This window comes from Sanyastnella coralliicola, assembly GCF_030845195.1.
Classification (GTDB): domain Bacteria; phylum Bacteroidota; class Bacteroidia; order Flavobacteriales_D; family Sanyastnellaceae; genus Sanyastnella; species Sanyastnella coralliicola.
The window spans coordinates 1,754,761-1,780,208 of sequence record NZ_CP132543.1; the positions used below are offsets into that span (position 1 = coordinate 1,754,761).

The 25,448-nt window shown below is 46.0% G+C and carries 17 protein-coding genes; 7 read left to right on the forward strand and 10 right to left on the reverse strand.

The genetic code is table 11. The features are described from left to right. Positions 1 to 520: 520 nt before the first annotated feature. From RA156_RS07435 to RA156_RS07455, 5 genes are all read left to right on the forward strand, one after another. The gene (locus RA156_RS07435; RefSeq protein WP_306643938.1) at positions 521 to 1,501 is read left to right on the forward strand and encodes an ADP-ribosylglycohydrolase family protein; all 981 of its coding nucleotides are present in this window, start codon (positions 521 to 523) and stop codon (positions 1,499 to 1,501) included. Between the two features lie 767 nt (positions 1,502 to 2,268). Further along, on the forward strand, positions 2,269 to 2,586 hold the full coding sequence (locus tag RA156_RS07440) for a hypothetical protein (protein ID WP_306643939.1): 318 nt from the start codon (positions 2,269 to 2,271) through the stop codon (positions 2,584 to 2,586). A gap of 573 nt (positions 2,587 to 3,159) precedes the next feature. Continuing rightward, positions 3,160 to 3,978, forward strand: coding sequence for a DUF4349 domain-containing protein (locus RA156_RS07445; protein ID WP_306643940.1), 819 nt, complete (start codon positions 3,160 to 3,162; stop codon positions 3,976 to 3,978). Positions 3,979 to 4,014: 36 nt separating this feature from the next. Next, positions 4,015 to 4,719, forward strand: coding sequence for a carbon-nitrogen hydrolase family protein (locus RA156_RS07450; protein WP_306643941.1), 705 nt, complete (start codon positions 4,015 to 4,017; stop codon positions 4,717 to 4,719). Then, a complete protein-coding gene (locus RA156_RS07455; protein WP_306643942.1) occupies positions 4,716 to 5,243 on the forward strand; it encodes a methylated-DNA--[protein]-cysteine S-methyltransferase in 528 nt (175 codons plus the stop codon). The genes RA156_RS07450 and RA156_RS07455 overlap by 4 nt, the downstream gene beginning before the upstream one ends. A 224-nt stretch (positions 5,244 to 5,467) precedes the next feature. Here the strand turns inward: RA156_RS07455 and RA156_RS07460 are convergent, their stop codons facing one another. Both RA156_RS07460 and RA156_RS07465 read right to left on the reverse strand, forming a co-directional pair. Continuing rightward, complete coding sequence (locus RA156_RS07460; RefSeq protein WP_306643943.1) at positions 5,468 to 6,427, reverse strand: energy transducer TonB; 960 nt, start codon at positions 6,425 to 6,427, stop codon at positions 5,468 to 5,470. Positions 6,428 to 6,777: 350 nt separating this feature from the next. After that, positions 6,778 to 7,299, reverse strand: coding sequence for a YfiT family bacillithiol transferase (locus RA156_RS07465; protein ID WP_306643944.1), 522 nt, complete (start codon positions 7,297 to 7,299; stop codon positions 6,778 to 6,780). Positions 7,300 to 7,956: 657 nt separating this feature from the next. On the opposite strand from RA156_RS07465, the gene RA156_RS07470 reads away from it, so the two are divergent. After that, positions 7,957 to 9,255, forward strand: coding sequence for an alkaline phosphatase D family protein (locus RA156_RS07470; RefSeq protein WP_306643945.1), 1,299 nt, complete (start codon positions 7,957 to 7,959; stop codon positions 9,253 to 9,255). A 603-nt stretch (positions 9,256 to 9,858) separates the two neighbouring features. On the opposite strand, the gene RA156_RS07475 is transcribed toward RA156_RS07470, so the two are convergent. The 3 genes from RA156_RS07475 to RA156_RS07485 all read right to left on the reverse strand — a co-directional run bounded on the left by RA156_RS07475 (position 9,859) and on the right by RA156_RS07485 (position 13,018). Further along, positions 9,859 to 10,446: a hypothetical protein gene (locus tag RA156_RS07475; RefSeq protein ID WP_306643946.1), complete on the reverse strand. Its 588-nt coding sequence runs from the start codon at positions 10,444 to 10,446 to the stop codon at positions 9,859 to 9,861. Positions 10,447 to 10,456: 10 nt separating this feature from the next. Further along, positions 10,457 to 11,380, reverse strand: a complete 924-nt coding sequence (locus RA156_RS07480) for a hypothetical protein (RefSeq protein WP_306643947.1) — start codon at positions 11,378 to 11,380, stop codon at positions 10,457 to 10,459. A 657-nt stretch (positions 11,381 to 12,037) separates the two neighbouring features. Next, the gene (locus tag RA156_RS07485) at positions 12,038 to 13,018 is read right to left on the reverse strand and encodes a T9SS type A sorting domain-containing protein (protein WP_306643948.1); all 981 of its coding nucleotides are present in this window, start codon (positions 13,016 to 13,018) and stop codon (positions 12,038 to 12,040) included. Between the two features lie 280 nt (positions 13,019 to 13,298). Between RA156_RS07485 and RA156_RS07490 the strand changes: the two genes are divergently transcribed. Continuing rightward, complete coding sequence (locus RA156_RS07490) at positions 13,299 to 14,075, forward strand: SGNH/GDSL hydrolase family protein (RefSeq protein ID WP_306643949.1); 777 nt, start codon at positions 13,299 to 13,301, stop codon at positions 14,073 to 14,075. On the opposite strand, the gene RA156_RS07495 is transcribed toward RA156_RS07490, so the two are convergent. From RA156_RS07495 to RA156_RS07515, 5 genes are all read right to left on the reverse strand, one after another. Continuing rightward, on the reverse strand, positions 14,076 to 14,606 hold the full coding sequence (locus RA156_RS07495) for a hypothetical protein (protein WP_306643950.1): 531 nt from the start codon (positions 14,604 to 14,606) through the stop codon (positions 14,076 to 14,078). A 133-nt stretch (positions 14,607 to 14,739) separates the two neighbouring features. Then, entirely contained in the window at positions 14,740 to 21,813 is a 7,074-nt protein-coding gene (locus RA156_RS07500; RefSeq protein WP_306643951.1) for a LamG domain-containing protein, read from the reverse strand. A gap of 380 nt (positions 21,814 to 22,193) precedes the next feature. Further along, positions 22,194 to 22,742 (reverse strand): carboxymuconolactone decarboxylase family protein, encoded by a 549-nt coding sequence (locus RA156_RS07505; RefSeq protein ID WP_306643952.1) that lies wholly within the window; start codon positions 22,740 to 22,742, stop codon positions 22,194 to 22,196. A 101-nt stretch (positions 22,743 to 22,843) separates the two neighbouring features. Further along, on the reverse strand, positions 22,844 to 23,689 hold the full coding sequence (locus RA156_RS07510) for an AraC family transcriptional regulator (protein WP_306643953.1): 846 nt from the start codon (positions 23,687 to 23,689) through the stop codon (positions 22,844 to 22,846). A gap of 262 nt (positions 23,690 to 23,951) precedes the next feature. Then, a complete protein-coding gene (locus tag RA156_RS07515) occupies positions 23,952 to 24,974 on the reverse strand; it encodes a class I SAM-dependent methyltransferase (protein WP_306643954.1) in 1,023 nt (340 codons plus the stop codon). Between the last annotated feature and the right edge of the window lie 474 nt (positions 24,975 to 25,448).

Here is a 25,448-nt window from a genome sequence, read left to right on the forward strand (position 1 = left end):
GCCCATTTAAGAATTCATAATAAAAACCGCATTCGTCATTGTGAACTTATAATTCAAGATGACCATTGTGAACACGGAATTCAAAAACACAATTGTGAACACACATTCCGAATGAACCATTGTGAACACGGAATTCAAAAACACGATTGTGAACACGGAATCCAAAAATACGATTGTGAACAGAGTAATCTGAAATACGGAAGTGAACGGGAGAAGCGTATTAGTTCGTGGTTCGTGGTTCGTGGTTCGTGGTTCGTGGTCTTTAGTTATCATTTATAGTTTATCGATTTTCGTCTTCAAACGTCTATATATAAACTGAGTGGTGAACACAGGAGAGATTGATCTATCTCAACGCGGATATATCCAAGAACTAATGACTAAGAACTAAAGACCAAGACCAAACACCACGCCCCCTACATCCCCCAAACCACCACATTCGTCGAATTCCGAGTGAACAATTTTATCCCCTCCGTGGCCTCCCCTATCTTGTAGTTAAACATTGAATTTGTCTTTGATCTAAATGACCTGTCCAGCAAAAGAAATACTGTTTGGTGTTGCCATTAGTGATGCACTTGGCGTGCCTTATGAGTTTCTGTCTCGGGAACAAATGAATCAAGACCCGGCGCGGGACGTGACCGGCTACGGAACGCATAATCAGCCGCCAGGAACTTGGTCAGACGATACTTCTTTAACCCTGTGCTTAGCTGAATCTCTTTTGGACGACTATTCTTTGATTACTGTCGCTGAGAAGTTTATTCAGTGGAAGAACGAAGCTTATTGGTCAGCCAGAGGAAGTGTCTTCGATATCGGGTTGACTACTTCAAAAGCCATTTCTCGATTAGAAGAAATCATCGATAACAGAGCTTTTGGTAAGCTCGAGTCATTGAAAGACAGTGCTGAAGAACAAGACAATGGGAATGGAGCATTGATGCGGATCTTGCCTCTAATAATGGAGATTCAAGGGCAAAACATCACGGAGCAATTCGCTATAGTTTGGAATAATGCCGCGTTGACTCATCGGCACATACGTTCAGCCATGTGCTGCATGATCTATCTGAAGTTTGCAGAGTATCTGATTCTAGGCATTGACAGGGCTGAATCATATTCTAGAACCCAAAGAGACATTATTGGCCTGTGGGAAGAGATCAATTTTCCAGAATGTGAAAAACAGCATTTCAAAAGAATCATTCAAAACGACATCTCTTCATTTCCCCGAAACACGATTAAATCAGGTGGATATGTTATCGAAAGTCTCGAAGCGAGCTTGTGGTGCTTATTGAATTCAATCTCTTTTGAGAAGTCAGTTTTAGAAGCCATCAATTTGGGTGATGACACTGACACCACCGGAGCTATCACAGGTGGAATCGCTGCATTGCACTTTGGATATGATGCTCTCCCCGACTATTGGGTAGCGTCTTTAGCCCGTATGGAAGACATCGAAAATCTCAGCGACAAACTGAATGAGAAATATGCTTCGCATGAATCTATAACCAACAACTAAATACCAAAGACCACGCACTACGAACCACGCACTACGAACCACGCACCACAAACCATCTCACTGAAAACCCTTTGTGAACGCAAAATTCAAAAACACAATTGTGAAATGAGATCCGCGAAATGCAATTGTGAAACCAGAACCACCAAATACAATTGTGAACAAGCAAATCCAAAATGCAATTGTGAACACGGAATTCAGAAACACGATTGTGAACACGGAATCCAAAAATACGATTGTGAACAGAGTAATCTGAAATACGGAAGTGAACGGGAGAAGCGTATTAGTTCGTGGTTCGTGGTTCGTGGTTCGTGGTTCGTGGTTCGTGGTCTTTAGTTATCGATTATAGTTTATCGATTTTCGTCTTCAAACGTCTATATATAAACTGAGTGGTGAACACAGGAGAGATTGATCTCTTTGAACGCGGAAATCTCCAAGAACCAATGACTAATGACCAAAGACTAATGTCTAAAACCAACGAACTGATGCTCTCCTACATCGGGCTCTTTGTCTAAATACAGGTGCATGAATCCCGAATAACGGGACAGGTGCACCGCTAAAGGACCAAGGACAATAGTACTAAGGACTAAGAACTAAAAACCAAGTACTTAAGACTAAAAACGAACCAAAAACCACGAACCACGCACTACGAACCACGCACTTCATCCCATGTACCACCGCATTCGTCGAATTCCGAGTGAACAGTTTTATCCCCTCCATGGGCTCCCCTATCTTGTAGTTAAAGCACTTAACACAGAAAGTATTTGCCAATGTCTTGGTGGAAAAAACAGCCTATAGAGCAAGACAATCCTGAGAAACTAAATTGGGGACCAGTGAATCCTGATCTCTTTAAAGATGGAGCGTGTATTCATATCATGAACTGCGATCTGCAGGACACTCAAAAAAGGACTAGAACGATCAATTTTGCATTAGATAAGTTCAAGCACTTCGCTGAGCACCTTCCTAATGAAACAAAGCAGATATTCACTTTTGACATCCGAGGACAGCTGCTCAGTTCAACTGATATTCAAGCTATGAAAGAGAAGGTGGAACAGATCCCGAATATCAATTTTGAGTTTGAAGCATAATGGCATTTCACATTGAAATATCAAGAGCGGGAGCTGTCAACTATAATGAGCTACTTCAATTGTGCTCTAAACTTAATAGAGAGCATCTTACTATTTTCCCGTTGTGCGGAGATCGAAAGGGAATTGGACTAGCCATAAGCATTCATTGCGACATAGAAGAACTATGGCCCAAGCTTGAAGATTTAATAAGGGTGACGATAAAGAAAGATTTCGGAGTACATGAGCTATATAATGGCACTGAGCTTTCTGAGGTGAACCTTCCAAAACTCAAAGAAATGCTCATCTAGGTATAGTCTCAACAAACACAATGATTCTCACCCAACACGATAATTCACAACCAAGAACCAAGAACCAAAAACTAAAGACCAAAGACTAAAAACCAAACACCACGAACCACGCACCACGCTCATTCTCATTCTGATTCTCATTCTTCCTCTTCCTCTTCCTCTTCCTCTCTGTTAATCCTTCCCAACTCCCCCACTCAAAACCCCAAAACATGTGAACGCATCTTTCACTCAGGTGTACAATGGAGTAGTTTCATCATTAACCATTTGAACCACTAATCCATTTACGATGCGTTACCTCACACTTATCCCGCTCTTTTTACTCGGAATTATTCTTGCCTCATGCGAAGGACAACATGCTAATGAATCACCATCCTTTGGTTATTCTATGGAAAGCGATAAACATTATTACAATGAGGTGGAAACCCAAAACGGAGATAAGTCCCAAGCAGGCATCGAACGCAAACTGAAGAAAACAGGGAATGTTTCCTTTGAATGTGTGGCTTTTCGAGATACCCGAAACCAGTTGCGTGATCTTGTTGCTGCGCATGATGGCTACTTCTCGAACGACAAGGAAAGCCAAGGTAACCGTCGTATGAACGGGAATATGCAGGCGAAGATTCCAGTACAGAACTTTGATCGTTTTATGGCTGACCTTGAGGCTATTGTCCCAAAGTTCGAAAGCAAAGATGTGGCGATCGATGATGTGACCGCTGAGTTTGTAGATGTGGAAGGACAAATTCGCTCAAAAAGAGCCTTGGAAGCGCGTTTTCTAGAGATTATCAAAAGCGCCGAAAACGTAGAAGAGCTCCTAAATGTAGAACGCCAACTCGAACAAGTTCGCGCGGAATTGGAGCTGTACGAAGGACGACGCAAGCTAATGCTTCACGAAACGACTTACGCTACGCTGAACATTCACTACTTTGTTCCTATCGCCTATGAAAAGACCGAACGTCAGGCAGACTTTGGTGGTGCCTTTGTCACTGGTTGGAAGGGGCTTGTGTTCGGACTAGAAGTACTGTTGACCATTTGGCCCGTCCTTCTCGGTGGTTTCTTATTGGTATTCTTCCTTCGTCGTAAACTGATCTTGAAACGTGTGAAGAAGTGATGAGAATTTTCTGATCTCGTGTATCTTCGAGACATCATGAAAATTGCCATCTCCCAACTAGCGCCCACGACCTCCATTGAAGAGAATATCAAGGGCCATCTAGCTGACATCCATGCGAACAAGGAAGCGGATATCATCCTCTTCCCCGAGCTTTCGATTACTGGATATTTCCCGTCACACGCCAAGCGGCATCCCTATGATCGGAAGGATGCGATTTTCGATCCATTCGTTCAGCTGAGTGCGGAACATGACATCGTAATCGCCATCGGCTTCCCTATGAAAACCACGGAGCTCCCTGTGATTGCCATGCAATTCTTCTTTCCTAACGGAAAACGGCATGTCCATGTAAAGACGATCATTCATGAAGATGAAGCACCTTACTTCACTTCTCAAGGAAGCTTACAAACCATTGATTACCGCGGGGTGCGTATGTTGCCAGCGATTTGCTTTGAGGCTACACAAGAAGAAACGATTCGTTATGCATTAAATCAAAATGTTGACCTATTCCTTGCTGCAGTTGCAAAAGACGAACAAGGGATGGTCAAGATGGAAACATCGACCGTACCACTAATAGAAAGTGGAGTCACGGTGGCCGTTTCCAATGCAATTGGTGAAGGCGAAGGATTCGTCGCTGTAGGGAAATCATATGTGGAGACATCTGAAGGTAAGACCTTGATTGAAGGGAATGAAGGATTGGTATCTGTCAAGATGAAAACCGAACTCCCAAAAACTCAAACATGACTGAAAGCATCAAGCTCCACGAATACAAATCTCCATTGGGCGATCTCTTGCTTGGTGACTACCTCGGAAAACTCGTCATGGCCGATTGGAAATACAGAAAGAAACGCGAAGAAATCGACGCGCGTATCGCTGATGTTTTAGAGGTTGAATTTGAAACAGAACTTACCCCTTTGCACAGCACGGTCATTCAACAACTGGATGAGTATTTCCGACGCAAACGAACCTCCTTCGACCTTCCTCTGCTTTTCATCGGCAGCGAATTCCAACGCAGTGTCTGGAAAGCTCTCACTGAGATTCCTTTCGGACAAACCATGAGCTACCTCACGCTATCGCAGAAACTAGGAGACGAAAAAGCCATCCGTGCCGTCGCCAGCGCCAACGGAGCCAACGCCATTTCCATCATTATCCCTTGCCACCGCATCATCGGATCAGACGGCTCACTCACAGGATATGCCGGAGGACTTCCAGCGAAGAAGAAGCTGTTGATGTTGGAGGGGAGTCTTTCGCAGATGGAGTTGTTTTAGACGAGGGTCGAGGGACGAGGGTCGAGGGACGAGAGTCGAGGGTCGAGGGGGTTACGGCGAAATGGTAAAAGGGCTAAATGTTTAAGATTCGGACGCCGGACGCCGGATGCCGGATGCCGGACGCCGGATCCAGCATGATTAGGTTCGGTCCACGGTCTACTTCTATATCCCGTCTTCTACGACATGATTTCTTGTATTACCTGAGAAGAACCAAGATCATCGCATCACTTCACTCTTATCGGAATCGTCATTTTATACAGTACCGGTCTGTCGCGCAACTTGGCTGGAGTGAATGGACCTACAGTTCGCAAACACTCCGTTACCTTCGCGTCAAATTTAGGATGTAAGCCTCTTGCGACTTCGACTTGATAGATTTCCCCTTCTTTGTTCAAGTAGAGGTGAAAATATGCTGTACCTTCTAATTCCATCTCTTTCAGGAATGTAGCTTCCTTCTCGGCACAATCTTCAATATGATCCTGTATGGTTGAAAGCGAATCAGAAATACTCGGCTCTTCATCTGCAATTACATACACCGTACTATCCGGCGCAGGTCTTTTGATCTCAGGTTCTACAGACTCCATCATTTCGTTACGTTCTATGTGAATACATTCAGCGAAGTTGATCTTCTGATCGATATGGAATCGGTGGTATTGAGCCAAAACCAACTCATCCATTTTTTTCAAGTTAGGCTTACTTTCAAAATTGAATTCGACCAACCTGTTGTCTTCATCCAGCTTATAATGATTACGATACGCTTTCACAGAACGGGTCCACTGTTCCGCGCTGGCGTGATAGACAATGCCTTCTTCAGGAAACTCAACATAGTATTCACCATTCCGCTCAGGATAAAGGCGGTAAAAACTAAAACGCCAACCATCTTTTGTTTTGTGGAAGAAGCCCATCAAGTTTTTGCCCACCTCAATATCTCCAAAGTTCAACGACGGACACACAATATATGGGTCGTACTGAATTCGCATGTAATCTCCTGGCCGCAGGCCAAAACGAGGGTCCATTACTACCGTTGAAATTTGAATCTTCACCTCTCCATTATCGTGTGTCAACACCTTCCCTACAGCCGCAAAGTCTGTACGAAGAATCACATCCTTCATACCATAAGGCGCCATGTCGGCCTTCAAGCTGAACGAGAGAAAGAGAATTGAGAGAAGGAAGAGTAGGTTTTTCATGTTGTTGTTACTGCAAATTTGAGGCCAGTTAGGCGTTAGGCTTTAGGCTTTAGGCTTTAGGCTTTAGGCTTTAGGCGTTAGCTAATTATTTCGTTCAACATTCCACATTCAACGTTCCACACCTCGAACCACGAACCCAAATACAGTGGACTATGTGACCTTTCTCTTCGAAAGGTGCATAAATCCCGAATAACGGGACAGGTGCACCGCTAAAGGACCTTCTCAGGAGGATTCCAGTCTAATGAGTTTTGTCATATGCACCGCTAAAAGCCTCGTTTTTCATTCCACATTCCACATTCCACATTCCACATTCAACCCAACGAACCACGAACCACGAACTACGAACCAAATCAAACACTTGCCTTCAAGGCCACCCTAACATGCGCTAAATGGTGCTCCCCATGCCACGCATAATTCGCAACCACTTGGAATAGCTTGAATTCCATGCCGTGTTCTGGGTGGATGAATGATCGTTGGAGCTGCTCTTCGTTGAGAGATTTCAGAAGAATTACCCATTTCGCGTGCAAGGCTTCGATTAGCTTGAGGGTTGGCTCTAAATCAGTCTCGTTGTAATCAGCTAGGGTGGCCCATCGGTCTTCGAAATATGCCTTGATGGTAGGCTTATCTTCAGTGAGGGTCCACTTAAAGCGGATCTGGCTATTGAGGTGACTATCAGCGCAATGGTGAACCACTTCGCGGATGGTCCACCCTCCTTCTCGGTAGCGAAGTTCCGTTTGATCATCCGACAGATTTTGAACCAGGGAACGCATCTTCGAAGGAAAGGCTTCAATGGAATCAATCCATTTTGAGAGTTCTTGGGGCGTGTAGTCAGCAGGAGCAGAAAACTCGCCAATGGGGTAACGGTTGGACATGCGCGAAGGTAATCAAAGCTCTTTTGAAGTAGACGGTGGACGGTGGACAGTGGACTGAAGCGAATCCCAATATCCGCCTCAGGCGGACTAATCATGCTAACCCCGGCGTCCGGCATCCGGCATCCGAATCTTGAAACACTTCGCCATTTCGCCATTTCGCCATTTAGCCATTTCGCCATTTAGCCATTTCGCCATTCCCTAACAATAGGCGCAAGAATGCGCCGCTAAAGAACCGGGACTCTACTTATCAATCCTTTAACCGTTTTCCTATTGCGGTGAACGGAAATAACCGAATCATGCTATCCGCCGAAGGCGGGCTAATCATGCTAACCCCCGGCGTCCGGCATCCGGCGTCCGTATTCCTAAACATTCCGCCATTCCCTAAAAATAGGCGCAAGAATGCGCCGCTAAAGGACCGGGACTCTACTTATCAGTACTTTGACCGTTTACCTAGTGCGGTAAACGGAAATAACCTAACCATGCTATCCGCCGCAGGCGGGCTAATCATGCTAGCCCCGGCGTCCGGCGTCCGGCGTCCGTATTCTAAACATTTCGCCATTTCGCCTTTTAGCCTTTTCGCCCTTTCACCACATTAACATTTCGCCCTTTCGCCCTTTCGCCCTTTCGCCCTTCAACATCCCCACCTATCTTGCACCTATGAAACGAATGATCCTCCTTGCCATTTTGTTGGCGTTTTCTTCTTCTTTGTTGGCTCAGCTTGCTTCAGGGCCGATGCTAGGTTACGTTGACCTTCGTGAAGCTTGTGTTTGGGTGCAGACGGAGACCTCTGCGAAAGTGGTGTTGCAGTATCACCCGAAGGATGACCCAACGCAGGTGGAGACCATTCCGATGACGACCTCCTCTCCTACTTTCTTCACCGGAAAGTTCATTTTGACTGGATTGGAACCGGGGACGACTTACCGTTACATCGTTACGGTTGACGGACAAAAGAACCGAAAGGAAGGATATGAATTCACCACCCAGTCTTTGTGGCATTACCGCACGGATCCTCCTGCCTTCACGGTAGCAACAGGGTCTTGCGCTTACATCAACGAGCCGGAGTATGATCGTCCTGGGAAGTCTTATGGTGGTGGTTACGGGATCTTCGATCAGATTGCTGGCATGGAACCAGATATGATGCTTTGGTTAGGAGACAACATCTACCTCCGCGAAGTGGATTATGGTAGTCGTTCAGGAATAGCGCATCGTTACACGCATACCCGCGGAATTCCAGAGATGCAGAAGATCTTGAGTGTTTGTCCGAACTACGCTATTTGGGATGATCATGATTTTGGTCCGAATGACTCTGACCGATCGTACGTCCACAAGGATTGGACGCTCGAAGCATTTGAACTCTTCTGGGGTAACCCAAGCTTCGGTATTCCCGGACATCCAGGAATCACCACTTCTTTCGCCTTCAATGACGTTGAGTTCTTCCTCTTAGACAATCGTTACCACCGCTCTAACTACAAGTTAGAGACTGCAGAACATCAAATCTGGGGTCAGGAGCAAGTAGACTGGTTGATCGAATCACTGAAGTTCTCCAAGGCTTCCTTCAAGGTTATCGCTACCGGAGGGCAATTCCTCAGCGACGCTGCGATCTACGAGAACCATGCACAATACAAGAAAGAACGCGACGAAGTATTACGTCGACTTGACGCGGAAGGCATCCGCAACGTCATCTTCCTCACCGGCGACCGTCACCACACTGAACTATCAAAGGTGACACTACCTGAAGGAAACGTGGTATATGATCTAACAGCTTCTCCCCTCACATCTCGCGCCTATGACCACACTGACGAACCCAACAACAACCGCGTTGAAGGAACGGTCGTTGGGGAACACAACTTCGCCATGCTAGAATTCTCGGGGAAGTTCAGAGAGCGTGTTTGTACGATTAAGGTGTATGATGGTGATGGGGAGTTGATTTGGGAAAAGGAGCTTTCTTTTGATTAAAGGGCGCAAGGGCTAAATGGCGAAATGGCTAACGGGCACTTTAGACTAGAGACGACGGGCCTATCTAGGCTTTAGGCTTTAGGCGCTAGTATTGAAACCCTCTAAATAGCCATAATGAATCTTTGGCGCCGGAGGCGCCTCTATCCTCCCACGGAATTAATGTAGGGACGCCTAATGGCGTCCATTCCTTTCCTTTAGGAGCAGAAAGGCAAACAAGCGAAATGGCTAAAGGGGTTTTTAGACTAGAGACGAGGGGCCTAGCTAGGCGTTAGGCTTTAGGCTTTAGGCTATAGATGTTAGTATTGAATAGCCTCTAAATAACCATAGTGAATCTTTGGCGCCGGAGGCGCCTCTATCCTCCCACGGAATTAATGTAGGGACGCCTAATGGCGTCCATTCCTTCCGTTTAGGTAGACAACCAATAGAGCCTATTATCACCTTCTGTGAGGAAGAACACCCAATAACGTCCATTCCTCCCACCAACAAATCCCCCTTAAGGCATCATCGATTCACAGAAGCCAATCGTTATAGATTATCGATCATCGTTTATAGATTCAACTCTAAAACAAGGTTCCCTCATCTCTAGTCTCTTGACTCTAGACTTTATTTGATAAAGGCCTCTAAATAGCCAAAGTGAATCCCCGTATAGCCGATAAAGATTATACATACTGCAAGCTCTTCAGCTAGATACCAATGGCGTCTGAGGGCATATTTCATGAGAGCCAAATACAACACTACACATAGCGGAAAACGCCAGATGTGGCGGAGCCAATATTGACTTCGTGTGAGTTCAGGCTTACCTTCTCTTGTAAGTTGGCAAGAACCAGCACCCTCAAAGAGCGACGCATTGCCTTCTGCATCAATACCTATGATTGATACTTGGAAGATATCTTCAACCCTAAACTCTAACTGCGTAGCATCCTGTGTTAGAGTTCTTGTCCATTGCCCGTTGGTAATTGCCCCGAAGTGGCCGAAGTAATTGGCTGAGGATGGAACTAAATAGAATGAAAGGTCTCGTTGATCTTCCTGAAGCAAAATAGTACAATGAACATCTGCGCTAGGCGTTACGTATGGCCCGAACGAAATGATGTACAATAATGCCCAAATCCCACCGATAGCTGCGAGCTTCAATGCGATCCGGAAGACAGCCGCAATTTTATCTATGATGCGTAGGGAGATGTGTTCTGACACCGATATTTAGCTAGGGATAGAATCTGTAGCCAAGATAACCGAATCCACCTGAGCGGCTATTGTATTTAAAAGAGAAAAGACCTTGCTCATCGTATATGTACTCTACCTCGTGAATTATTGAGCCATCTTCAGTAGACTCAACCTTCAAGACTTTACCATTATTGTCTAAATACCAGCAGTCATAGTTATCATATAGCACCTCTATAGGAGAACCTGAACCGTCTAGATATTTGACATGACCTCGCCCTTCACAACGACAAACTTTCATCGAATAATTATCCGACACAATTTCATCTGATCGATCATGCCATCTTGAGTAATAATTTTTACTCTCTGGTGACATATCCTGAGCAATTGGATCTTGAAAGGGGTTTCCAATACTATTGGGAAAAATGCGTTGACCTTCTTTGAAGGCATATTTCTTTTCATAAACCTCTACTAACTGCCAGGTGATATCGTGTTTAGAAATTGCGGAATCGTAGTGTCGACGAGTTTCTCCAATAGGTGTACCCGCCTCATCGTAATTAATCGTCACCTCTTGAAGTCTTCTGATGCCATCGTACTCTTCATAGATCCTAAAACCTAAGATCTGACCCTGCGAGTTAGTGTCGATTTGTTTGGTCCAAATATTTCGACTTACAACCTTTCCCCGCCTGATCGTATTAGTGAACCATACTTCTGATTTCAAATTTCCATTGAGATCAAAACTGGCTATAACAGTAGGAACGCTGTCAACGAGAAACTGTCCCTTTTTCTCCCAAATGTACTCCCAGCCAATGACGTCTCGCACTTTATTTTTGACTACATCATCATGAGTAATTTGATAAGTCCAATGATAATCAGCGAAGGCAGAAAACAGATCAGTTGAATCCTGAGCAGCAGCTTTGCTAACCACAAGTATTAGGAACAGAACACACAGAATCCTTGATCTCATTGCAATTGAGTAGTAACGTTAAAGGAACAATATAACGCTCTAAAAGAGGAAGAAGTGCCCCTGTGGTCTTTTAGACGAGAGTCTAGGGTCAAGGGAATTGCCCTTAACCTCATTGAATCGTGGCGCCGGAGGCGCCTCTTTCTTCCCCCTGTATTTCTGTAGGGACGCCTAATGGCGTCCATTCCTTCGTTTTAGGACGTACCTTAATAGCGTCCATTCCTTCCGTTTAGGTCTTCAACCAATAGAGCCCATTACCACCTTCCGTGAGGGAGAGAACCCAATAACCTTTGCGTTCTGGCGCCTGCGGCGCCTCCATTCCCCCCTGGAACAATGTAGGGACGCCTAATGGCGTCCATTCCTTCGTTTTAGGACGAACCTTAATAGCGTCCAACCCTTCCGTTTAGGTAGACTAATAGAGCCTATAATTACCTTCCATGAGGGAGAACACCCAATAGCGTCAATTATTCTCTTTTGAGAGGTAAAAGCAAATTGGGTAAACCACCCATGGATATTCATTCGAGAGTCGAGCGCACCAAACATTTCGCCTTTTAGCCATTTCGCCTTTGAGCCCTAAAATCCTAGACTCTCGACCATCGTCTCTAGACAAAAAAAAAGCGCCGGCACTGCCGACGCTTTTTCATGCTTAGGTAAATTATCTTATCGCTGAACGATTACCTGAACAGCTTCGTTGTACTCTCCAATGGTGATGTTTACTGTGTATGTTCCAGTAGCGAGTTCGTGATTTACGATCACGCGGTTGCCACCGATCACAGCTCCGTTCGAAATCTCCTGTGAAAGAACTTTTTGTCCGTTCATAGAGAAGATGTCTACGATCATGTTGTCTTTAGACAGGTCAAGACGCTCAGAGAACTGAAGGTTGAACTGCCCTTCGAATACTGGGTTAGGGAATACAGTGATTACCGCTTCGTCTGTAGCAGCTGTTAGGCTGTTCATTGGAGTGTCGTTAGAAGACTCCTCAGCGTATTCACATGTTCCGTTATCGAACTCAGCTTCGTTATTGAAGTTCAATGCTCCTTGATCAGTACATCCAAACACTTGTGCGTTGTCTGTAGAGAAGGTTACTTGGCGTGCTTGCCATACACCTCCGTCAGCATCCCACCCCTGGAAGTTCAGCGCACCTGTCGCTGTTCCGTCGGTAGTCAATTGCATCAATAGGATCAAGTTCTTTGAATCAGGCATAGCGCGCACATCCGTCGGAACTACGAACCATGCGCCATCGTCGATTGTCAATGATCCTCCTTGAAGGAAGGCATCGTATTCCACTCCAATAGCCCAGAGGTTGTTGTTCTGGTTGTTTTCAGCACCAATAGTGATCCAGCTATCGTAAGCCAACGCTGGGTCAGCCTGGATGATTCCTGGGTTGATATCGATTGTTGAATAATTTCCGTATTGATTCTGGTAGAATGACCCTGTTGTTTCAACGCTCAGGTTGTCTTGGTCATCTGCGAATACCGCGTGCAGCGAGTGCTGTACACTTGGTAGTTGTGCATAAACACGGTATGTGTTTCCTGGAACGGCGCCACCGTTGTCAACTTCTTCTACAACGAGCTGAACGTCGCTTGCATTCATAGTGAACGCAGCAACTACAGCGGCCATTAGAGTGATTAGTCTTTTCATTGGATGAGGTTTTTGTTAACAGTTTACTGGTTTCGGGACAAAAAAGTTTCGTTAGGCGCCCCAACCACTGTCTCCTCTAAGCTATTGAAATACCTTGATTTATGCAAAGCATTTCGTCTGAAATCTCCTCCTCAATCATGGGGCTACACAACAAATATGAGACGACTAAATGCATGAATGTTCCCGGAATATGCATTAGGTGCATATAAATGAGTATCTGGTTCAAAATCACGAGCATTCGGTATTCGAACCATTCTTACCTTGCACTGTTCCTTTAACCATGAAACACATGTTCCTGATTGCTTCTACCATCATTCTCACTGTTTTAGCCGCTTGTCAGCCTACCACAGTGGAGCCTGAAATCTCTGAACGCGCTGGGGTGATCCCGGCAGATTCAACGATTCCGCACGCCTTAACTGATCAAGAAGGACTGATTGGTCAAGCTCCTACCTCGATCTCTTACCTCGCGTTAGGTGATTCCTATACTATCGGTGAGAGTGTCGCTAGCGCGGAACGCTGGCCAGTCCAGCTTCAGGAACGCCTCAATGCCGAACAAGCCACTTACCAGATCGAATACCCAGACATTGTGGCTACAACGGGTTGGACCACCGCGAATCTCTCCAATGCTATGGAAGAAGCGAACGTAGACTCTATGAGCTATGATCTTGTAAGCCTGTTGATCGGGGTGAATAATCAATACCAAGGTCTCCCGCTAGCTCAGTACGAGGAACAATACACGGATCTATTGGAACGCGCAATCAATATCGCGGGAAGCCCTGATCGTGTATTTGTGGTTTCGATTCCCGATTACGGCTACACCGATTTCGGCGTTAGCAATCAAGAAAGCATCTCAGAAGACCTTGCACAGTTCAATGCCTCTTGCCAGAGTATTACAGAGAGCTATAACATCGCATGGTATAACATCACCCCTATCTCGCAGCAATGGCCTGACGTCGAAGGATTGGTGGCCAATGACGGCTTGCACCCTTCTGGATATCAATACGGACTATGGGTAGATAGTTTCTGGGAGCAAGTCCTCGGTCAGCTCGAAGACTGATTAGAAATTCAGCGGGAAAGAGACCCCAATTCGGGCACTCGAGAGCACCGTACCTCCTCCGATCTCTCCATAGAGTACAATGCCGTTATCGAGCATGTAACGCCCTCCTGCTTGCAGTGAGAGGCCTACTCCTCCGTCTCCACCACCTGTGTAGATGCCGTCGAAGCCGTCAAAACTCTCTTTAAGGCGGGTATTCCAGAAGTAATAGCCCACTGAAAGACCAGCGTAAACATCGAACTCTTCTCCTGGCTCCAGGAAGTGGTAATTAGCATTGGCAGACAATCCAATGATCGTGTGTACCCAACGAACCGTTCCCTGATTTGAACGGAAACGCTCTGCGCGACGCTGGCCAGAGAACATGGCTCCTACGGTAATCTGTTCAGCCACCGTGACGTCAGCGCCTACAAACACTGGAATCCCCCAACCTGAAACGCCTACCCCGACGTTTATGAAGTCGTAAGGACCGCCTTGGGCTTTTGATTCAGATTGAAATGCGAGTAGGGCAAAAAGGAGAATAAGGAACTTCTTCATGGTGCTGTTTTATACAATGACAAGGTTCTGTGCAAAGGTTGCACGAAAACTTGTAAAAAACAGTAAGCGCAAAGACCGTTGTCTTTGCGCCTACCTGATAACTAACTCGACGTACTGGTGAAACGAAAAATCTTTAGCGGAGAACCATCTCGGTATCAGTTAAGATTCGGTTGTCACCAGCCGCTGTGAATACATACACCCCAGGTGTTAACCCAGCCTTCGGGACCCGAAGTGTATACACCGCGCCTTCAATAACCTGCGCGTCATAGATAACATCTAGCTGATGCCCCTGCAGGTCAAATAATGCTATACTCGCTGCACCGCTGAACGTTGGTTCATAGGTGATAATAAAGTCGTCTCCTGCACTGCCTCGTACATCGAAGCCTGTGTCGTAATCGTCTACAAAGATCAATTGCGGACCACCGTCAGGAATGAGATTGGTCACAGTAATCGTCTGTGTGTAAGTCGCTACATTTCCAGCGCAATCAATAGCTGTCCATGTGCGGATGATCTCTTGATCTTGGCAGCAGTAGTTTTCAGTGAACACATCTCCTACTCCATTCACTGCTTGTCCATTCAGCTCTCCTTCGTAGAAGAACCAACCTCCAAGGCCATAACCTTCACTGAAGTTATTGGCGTTCATTCCCAACTGGAATCCGAAGGTCGAATCGGATGGAGCGTGGCTCATGCTGAGCTCGCTTCCTTCGAAGCTACCTGTTCCAATCAAACGGCTGGTTTCGCCATTCAGAATGAAGTAAGACCAATCCATGAAGTCGTCTACCGCAATGCCAAGGTCATCCTTGTAGTCACGGCCAAGTGCTGACCACTCATCCCATGTGCGTTGTTCGTGTAGATGAACATCCAACATGAAGCTGTGGTTTGCATTGTCTACACTGAATACCTCGCCTGTAAGATGCGCTGTGCCGTTGGCTTCATTAAGCGTTAGCGTTCCCCCGTTAGGGCCATAAACATACACCTCAGTCACACCATCAACACCCGGTAACCAGAGGGCGATATCTCCGGCAAGACCAGAAGCATTGCCCACTTCGCAATCATCGTTGTCATTTTCTGAAACAATGATTTCTTCAGTGAATGTCACGTCAACTACTTCTCCACAGCTTTCAATCGCTGAAACTTCAGGGATCTCAGGGATGTTATCGCAATCAACCGTCACATTCTCAGGCACATTCACGAGGATTGGGGCAATGTCATCTACCACCTCAATCTGCTGTGAATAGCTGCTGCTCAGTCCACAAGCGTCAGTGATCGTCCAGATGCGAAGAATGCTGTATTCAGTGATACACTCGGTCTCCGTAATGATTTCTTCCATCTGAACATCCGCGATACCACAATCATCATACGCCTCAAGCATTACAAACTCAGGAACCATCAAACAGCTCACGGTGAGATCTTCAGGCGTCTCCAGGAAGATTGGAGCGCTTTCATCGATCACAGTAATACTCTGAGTGTATGAAGTGGTATTGCCACATAGGTCAATGGCTGTCCATGTACGGTTCAGGATTTGCATACATCCATCCCCTCCTATTTGCTCTTCAAACAAGACCGTAGCACCACTGCAATTATCAGTCGCCGTTACATTCGCAGGTGCTGGAAGTTCAGCACAGGTCACTACCAAATCTTGTGGGAGATCAACCAAAACTGGCGCTTCATTGTCGATCACAAAGATCTGCTGAACAGCGATGGTTTCGTTACCACAATCATCCACTGCAATGAAGGTTCTACGAATCTCATACGGACAACCACCCGCAATAACCTCTTCATTGTAATTCACTTCAACTGAATCATCACAATTATCTGTAGCAGATGGAGTTATGACTTCTGGAATCGCATCACAAGACACCGTCTCATTGGCAGGAACCTCATCGAAGATTGGTGCCGTTAAATCTGTAATAGTTACTGTTCGCGTAGCCATTGCGGTGTTACCACAATCGTCAGTCGCAGACCAAATTCGTGTGATGATGGTAGAACATCCATTCTCTTCAGAGATCTCAGCCATCGATACCGTCACGTTCGCCGAACAGTTATCTGTAGCACCCACATTCGGAGCTGCTGGAGCATTCTCTGTACAGTCAACGGTAATGTCATCAGGCAATCCAATGAATACTGGTTCTTGGACATCAGACACATAAATCAACTGCGTCAATGCGGTACCATTGCCACATTCGTCGGTAGCAATGTAAGTGCGTGAGATGATGTAATTACATGCATCTTGATCAATGAAAGTATCAACCACTTCGAGCTCTACCGCTCCGCCACAACCGTCCACCGCTACAGCAGCGTCTGGTTCAGGAACCATCGAACAATCCACGAAAGTATTCGCGCCCACTCCTGAGATCACAGGTGCAGTGGTGTCCACGACATGAATCAACTGGGTGGCCGTCGCCGATTGTCCACAGTTGTCTGTAGCCGTGTAGGTACGTTCGATATCATAGTTACATCCTGATCCCAGCACACTGTCTTCGTAGCTGATGTTCACGGTGGCTGCACAGTCGTCAAATACCTCTGGTAATGGTATCAGATCTATCTCTGTGCACTCTATGGTAATATCTTGAGGTGCTTCTACAAACACCGGTGCTTCTGTATCTGTCACATTCAACGACTGAGAAACAATGGTTGTGTTTCCACAATCGTCACTTGCGATCCATGTGCGGATAATGGTGAATTCACATCCACTTCCCACAATGCTTTCGTTGGCAGTTACTGCCACGTCTTGATCACAGTTATCACTCACTTCAGGCTCTGGCATCACCGGAATGGTGCTACAGCTCACCTCCATATCTCCTGGAATCCCAGTCAATACTGGCGGTTCTGTGTCTTGAACGAATACCGTTTGCACGAACATCGTTTCGTTACCACAACCGTCTGAAGCAATCCATGTACGGTAGATGTTTGGACAACCGCCAGCATCTACATCTTCACTATAATCAATGGTAACTTCACCACAATTATCTGCAGCTGTCAGCACCGGTGGCGCTGGAATATCACCACATTCTGCAGTGATGTCTTCAGGTGTGAAATCGAAGATCGGTGCCGTTGTATCGGTGATCGAAATCATCTGAACACGTGTTGCCGTGTTACCACAGTTGTCTACTGCCGTCCATGTACGCTCGATTGTATATTCTGAAGGACAGTCTCCGTCAATAATTGACTCTACGAATTCGATGGTCACATCTCCACAGTTATCAGTTCCTGTAAGCACTACAGCATCTGGAATAGATGCTTCACAATCAAGAACGAGATCAGCTGGAGCCTCCGAAAGTTCGGGTGCTTCTGTGTCAACGAATGTCACAACCTGCTGAGCTGAACTACTGTTTCCACAATTATCTGTAGCTGTCCACGTGCGGATGAGTTGGTCGTTACATCCATTGCTCACTAGCTCAAAGGCCAAAGCAACGGTAACATCTGTACAATTATCAGTGGCTACAGGCTCTTCGTACGGTGGCGTCTCTCCACACGCTACTTCGATATCAGCTGGGACGAATTCAAATATAGGAGCCGACTCGTCGACTACATTGATGATCTGAGTAAAGCTGGCTTCATTACCACAGGCATCTGAAGCAAACCATGTGCGTTCAAGGGTTCTGTTACATCCTTGCGCATCTCCTTCCAATAGAATTTCTTCGAATCCGATTTCCAGAGCGAAGTCGCAATCATCAATAACCTCAATCAGGTTTGAAGCTTGCAATTCGGCACATTCGATCGTCACCTCTGGCTCAGCCGTGATGGAAGGCGCTGCATTGTCTTCATAGGTGAAAACCACTTCCGCGCTAGCGACATTACCACAGTAATCAGTAGCAGTCCAAACGCGTGTGATAGTCACCATACAATTCTCGGTAGCCACTGTTTCATCCATGAAGACAGGAATCTGTCCGTCACAGGCATCCATCGCAGTTACGATCGCATTGTCGGTGAGGTCTTCACATCCCACACTTCCTCCTTGAGGAACACCGCTCAAGACAGGAGCTTCCTCATCTATGAAGGTGTACACTGTTTCCGCGGTAGCGATGTTACCACAATCATCCGTAGCCGACCAAGTGCGCAAGAGCTGCGCGCAACCCTCTCCGTCTAACCATTCATCTGAATATGCCAGCACAACTTCGCTACACTGGTCAATGGCCACAGGTGATAGTTCGGGGATCTCTGTCCCGCAATTCAATATTTCATTCTCAGGAACACTCACAAATTCAGGTGCCGTTTCATCGACAACCGTGAGTGTTTGCATCAATACTGTTGTATTTCCACAAACGTCTGATGCTGTATAGGTTCTTACCAAGAGGTACTCACAGCCCTCGCCTACTTGCTCTTCGGAAATATTCACTTCGAGAATCTCAGAGCAATCGTCTTCAAAGACCACTTCAGAGTATGGCGGGATGTTGTCACAAGACACCATAGCATCTGACAGCGCATTCACTGGTGAAGGCCCTTCATTGTCTTCAATAAAGATCTGCTGGTTGATACTCGTTGTATTCCCACAAGCGTCAGTGGCAGTCCATGTGCGGATAATCAAGGTTCCGCAGTCGATTGATGACGTTGTCTCATCCAAGGTAATCAGCGGAGTTCCACAGTTATCTTCCGCCTCCGGTGTGAAATCTGGAATCTCATCCCCACAATTCAAAACCATATCGCTTGGTTCGTTGACAAATGTTGGAGCCGTAGTATCTACTACGGTGATGTACTGGACATGAGTGGTAGTGTTTCCACAAGGATCAGTAAGTGTGTATGTGCGTTGAATCGTTGGATGACACGTTCCAGAGAATTCTTCCTCCGTCACTTCCACCTCCACGAATTCAGTACTGCAGTCATCTTCGAATACAATCTCAGGTGCTGGGATTTCGTCACACTCAACGGTCACATCTTCAGGGAAAACAGTAATAACTGGTGCACTCGTATCTTCTAAATAGACCGTGAGTTCTTCATTTGCCACATTACCGCAGGCATCTGTGGCAGTTACTTGTACCGTGTATTGAATAGCGCAGTCAAAAATGAATCCGCACCCCAGGTTACCATTGTTGGTTGTTCCGTCAACGTAATTCTCATTAATCGTCGAAATAGCGTCGTTAAGCGATGAAGCATCCACACCATTCAAACATCCACCGATTAGTTGATTCCCTAGGTCTAGCAATTCAGCTACTGTCATCCCTTGGAATCCACCCTCAAGCATGATGGCTTCATCTAAAGAAAAATCAGATGCACCGAAATCAGGATCATAAGCATCGAAGGTTGTTGACAGCGTTAGGCCGACCAGCTGAGCAGCGAATACATTGTTGTACCCTTGACCAGGATCAACAAGCTGTCCTTCAGGAAGCATTGTCGGAGTTGAGCCACTAGGAAGGAAATCGCGCACCGCTTGTGCTGAAGTCAGCGTTAAGGTATTCTCACAACCAATGGTCAAACCATTAGGGAATGCCGCGTCAAAATGAGCGTCTAGGTATACCCCCGGATTGTTTCCACTAGGATTGGTTCCCCAGCCGCCAATTGTTTGCGTGCGCAGTTGTCCTGGATCACAATCATCTCCAAAGACAACACCTTCATTTGTAATGTCAATCGTAACGTCTGGAGTTGGATCACAGTTGTCTGTTAACGTAACATCAAAGGCTGCTTCAGGGTCACACCCAGCTACTGCATTTACTGTTAACTCAATGCTTGGCGTTTGTTCATCTACGGAAGTAATTGTCTGGACACATTCAGCAACATTTCCGTTAAGTGACGTCGCAGTCCAAGTACGCTCAATAATTAACGGACAATCTTCGCTGATCACTTCATCTGCGTAGGTCAGCGTATACTCTTCTTCGCAGTAGATAGTTGGTTCTCCTGTGATGTCTGGAGTGAATCCTCCATCTACACAGTCAACTGTCACATCAACCGCGCAGTTCATGACTTGAATGTCGTTACACTCACCTTCTAGGTTGATATCGCCATTCCCACTTACGTCATCACCGTTGATTTGACCGGTGTAATCGAACCAGCAGGACATCCCAGGCTCAGCATTTTGATCGTTGGCCGCCTCTCCAACTTGTAAGCCGTAGTAGTAGTCACTTGGCTTGTGCGTTACATTCAAGAGGCTTCCCTCGAACAGCCCGGTCCCGATCAATACATTGTCTTGATCTTCGTCCATGATGTAATAATCCCACGTCTCGTAAAGGTCTCCAACGATGTTTGGATCGCCTTTCCATCCTCTACCGAGATCTGACCATTCTTCCCAGTTCTTTCTTTCAGTGAACCAGAAGTCAACGTAGAATCCGTAGTCTTCATCATACTGGTTGATGCAATGTCCGTATATGTGTGCGGTACCATCTTCGAAGACATCGAAGTGCCCGCCATTCTCATCAAATTCAAATCGACGATCAACATCGTCTGGTAGGTTTGGCAACCAGAGTGATCTTCGGCTAGCGCCGAAACCATCAATCCAACAGAATTCAGTTTCACAAGTGCTTTCAGAAGGTGTAGCTCCTGGCTGCACAGCACCAGCGTTAAAGTTTTGCATCACCTCTTCCGCCGATAAGGCGCGATCATAAGCGGCTACCAGATGGTAGGTACCAACGAACGCACGATCAGCTCCAATTTCATTCCCCAGTGCCAGGTGGAACGCGCTCGACCAATTCGACAGGTCTCCATCGCGTTGTCCCTGGTGTACTGACTCACCATTCAAGAAGATGTGCTCTTCTCCAGAAGCGTTTCGGGTATAAATGATATGTTGCAGGTTCAGCTCAACGCTTCCTCCTGGCGAGTTGGAGTTTGGAATTCCGTTATTATCTGTGTCCGTTGTGCGCATGCGGCACACGTAAGTATCTTCATCTTGTCCGATCATCACATTACGATCAGACGAACCATTGGAAACAGTGATGATGCGTGCAGGTCCATCCTGCGATAAATTCCATGGAGTGATCCATGCCTCAAGTGAAATCTCACCAGAAGTTGGAACGTTTGTATTCAATTCATCGGCAGATGAAATCGAACGAATCAAGGTTGGTTCATTGATTGTTAGTCCTGGGTTACCCCATGATACATGTGATGGATCTCGAATCTCAAGAATGAGAGGAATATTGTCTGTAGAAAGGTCGTGGATGTACTGCCCGCTGCCTTCACCAAAGGTGTAAAGGTGCAAGAGATCGTCTGTTACGCGAGATTGCGCAAACGAAACGAGAGAGGTCAATAAGGTGGCTGCTAGCAAGTAACAGTTCTTCATCTGCTTAGTAGGTTAGGTTGGCCTCATGCAGATCTAGAAGTCTAGTTTGTTTTCAGAAAAGGGGGAAGAACCTAAGTTCAAAGTCGGTTACATTCGTGTACGGCGTGATCACTAGAAGGTTGTCTCTTCCCGCGTATTTTTCGACTAATCCAGGTTCAAAGCAGATTAAATCACTCAAATTCAGGGATGAATGAATCGGGAAATTTCTCAACAATCTGGCATAAAATGACAAACCGCCCTCCGGAAATCCGGAGAACGGTCTTGTCAATTGTTTAACCTCGCTACCCTCAGCGAAGATGTTTTTCGGAATCTGGAATCGATAAACTATAATCGATAACTAAACCTTATCCCGCGCTCTGCGATCCGCGTTCCGCGATCCCTCACACGTGTGCTGTTTCCAATTCTGGAGCTACTGGGAAATCGATATCAAATTGCGCCAGATTGTGGATGTAGTTCGAGATGATCTTATCTCCTACTACCATGACTACGTCGATCAAGTTCGACTCATCGTACCCCGCAGCGAAGAATGCTTCTTTTGCATCGTTGCTCGCTTTACCGCGGTTTTCAACTACTTCAGCAGTAAATGTTGCCAAAGCGTTCAGTTTGCTGTCGAATGACGCTTGTCCTTGGCGTACTTCAATGATCTCTTCGTCTGTGAAGCCGTTCATTTTACCAATGGCAGTGTGTGCGCTCTGGCAGTAACGGCAACCATTGATTTGGCTTGTGACTAGGTTCACTACTTCACGCTCCTTCGCTTTTAGCGTGCTCTTGCGGTTTTGAAGCGTGAGGTAGTCTCCAAGTGCTGTTTCATTTTTTGCGTAGTACGCATACAGATTTGGAACGAATCCGATCTTAGATTGTAGATTGTCGAAGATCGCTTGATTAGATGCTGAAACTTCGTTTCGCGTTGGGACTGTGAAATCTTTCATTGTCTTTGTTTTTTGGGTTTGAATTAATTGACAATGCAAAGATGTGGGTGATATGAGGGGCAGTGTTAGACGATACTTCCCTACTTCATGACGATTTTTCCCTAAGCCGTCATTTTCTGCTCCTTGAACTGCTGAGGTGACACACCCGTTACCTTTTTAAAGGTTCTGGAAAAGCCTACGGGATCATCGTATCCCAGCTCATAGGCAATCTGAGTAACGTTCTTATCTGTATAGGTCAACAGGCGTTTGGCCTCAAGTACAATGCGCTCATGAATGACGTGCAATGGACTAGGCAGTCCGTTCTTTCGGAAGATGTTAGAGAGGGTCTTCGGCGACTTAAATAACGCTTCAGCATATTCCGCTACTGTTTTCTTCTCACGGAACTTCATGTCGACGAGGAAATTGAACTCTCGAATGAGATCAATCTTCTCCTCTTCTATGACAGCGGTTTTTATCTGTTTCCGAGCTACGCGTGTACAAAGGATGATGAGTCGCTTGAGCAGCATCACCAGCATCTCTCCTTGCACGCCATCAGGAGTTTCGAATTCGTCTATGAATACTTGGAGAAGTAGCTCGAGCTTGTTTGCGGTTACCTCATCCAGATCAACAATGGGGAGTTCTTGCGCACCAAAGAAGATGATTCCATTGCATGAGACCTCGTGATCATGATCATAGATGCAGTAGAATTCTCGATTAAAGCTGAATAAGACCAGCTCATCTATGGTGTTGAGTGCCTTTACCTTGTGAAAGTAGGTCAGCGACATGATTTGTCCGGGACGGACTTCTCGCTTTACTCCATCAATTTCAAATTCAGCTGTTTCGTTCCCTCGATTCCAGAGAATGCTAATCAGCTTCTTGTCGTTGATCAATGTCCATGAATAGTCATGAGCAGCCTTAGAAAGAAGGAATTCACCTTTCAGAACTGGGTGGAGAAATGAGAAATGCATGTGCAATGGTAACTCAGCTTCGTCACAAAGAGTTCACAACGGCCAATCTTCGTTCTTGGAATATGTACGTCCATTCTCTGATAATGGTCGTTCATGAATATCGGTTCACCGATAGACTTCCAAGGTTCATCTAAAACTTTTGGAGTTTTCCCGAAATGGGAGCACCTTGTAAATGTCAAGCCACTGACGCTTTTAATTAAGCAGTCAAAAGCAATAGGACATCATTGGTTAGTTAAGCCACCTTCGCGGTGGCTTTTTCCTTTTAGCGCTTTTCTGCAACTACGTTCATGTAGTCGAAGAGAGATGGACGCTGTTCAGCGAACCAACGCTTTCCATTTTCAAAGTACTTATCCTTTCCTGAAAGATGCTGCTTGTGCTTACGAAGCTTCATCATTTCTTGAGGTAGGATTCGAAGGTTCTTATACTTAGGAATACGGTGAACGTATTTCAGGTCGTAACCAAACTGATCAAGCAAGGCACCTAGCGTCTTTTCACTCCAGTAGAATGTGTGCTGTGCGTGAATAAAGTACCAGTGCTTTCCGAACACTTTGTGTCCGAGAGAATCAATATCCATGGTAGACATGATGATCTTATCTCCTTTCTGCTGGTGTTGGCTGATCATTTCGAAATCACGCTGCGGCCATAGAAGGTGCTCCACAACGTCGATCATGCTCACTAGGTTCAGACGATCTACATGTTCTTTCTTCATGACCTCTTCAAGATCAAGAAGGGTTCCGTGATGAACACCTGAGAAACCTGCTTCATTCGCTAGTTTCACTGCCTTCAAGTTCATCTCTAGACCAAATGCTTTGTAACCTCTGTGGTTCAGAAGTTCTGGTAACACACCATAACGTGTACCTACATCAAGCGCCGTGCGCTTCGGTAGACGTGATGGTGATGCATATTCGCGTACCATATTCAGGAAGAACCCAAACTTATGGTGACGCATTAATCGACTGTAATCTAATTTCTCTGGTAGCGGGTGATGTGGGTACAATGCACCGATTGACTCTTCTGTGAATCGCTCGTTCTGGTAAACCATCCCACAGTCGTTACACTTAACGATCGTCAAGTCTAGCGGGAATCCGCCATCCCAAGAGTACGTTTCGAACTTCTCGTGATCAAAGTACTCCGCATCGTAATGGTAAAGTTGCTTGTTATCGTTGCTTCCGCAACATACACATGCGATGTTCTCACGTACTACACTAAATACCTGCTCGGTATTCTTCGACTTGTAGACTTCCTGCTGTAGCGGCTTTGTTTGACTGGTTTGGATCTGTGTCATTGTTCCAAGTTTTAAAGGTGTCCATCAAATACTGGTCGTCTCGATGAAGACTTCCATCCTCGATGTTCCCTTATGCTTTCCCGTGCAAGGTTGCGCCCTTTCTTGCGAGATTTTGTGGGGCGTCGTCTGTGTTTGATTGGGAATCGTCTGACCCTACGTGAGCGATATCTTACAAGATAGAATAGGTTGATACGGTCGTATAGGTACTTCCATGCGAAACGGCAAAGAAGCAATACACCACCCCAGACGACCACTATTACTAGGGTCATCTTACCTACAGTTGCTATTTGTACTAACACTCCGATAGTCAGAATACACTTTATCGCTACAAACTACGGGCAGACTTGGGGCTATTTTTGTCAGGCGCGGGACGGAGGTCTTGTAGGATAAGGCAGCTCTTAGGTCAATAAAAAACCCCGGAAACGCTTTCACGCTCCGGGGTTAACCAAATCTCACTTAAACTGATTTACCTAC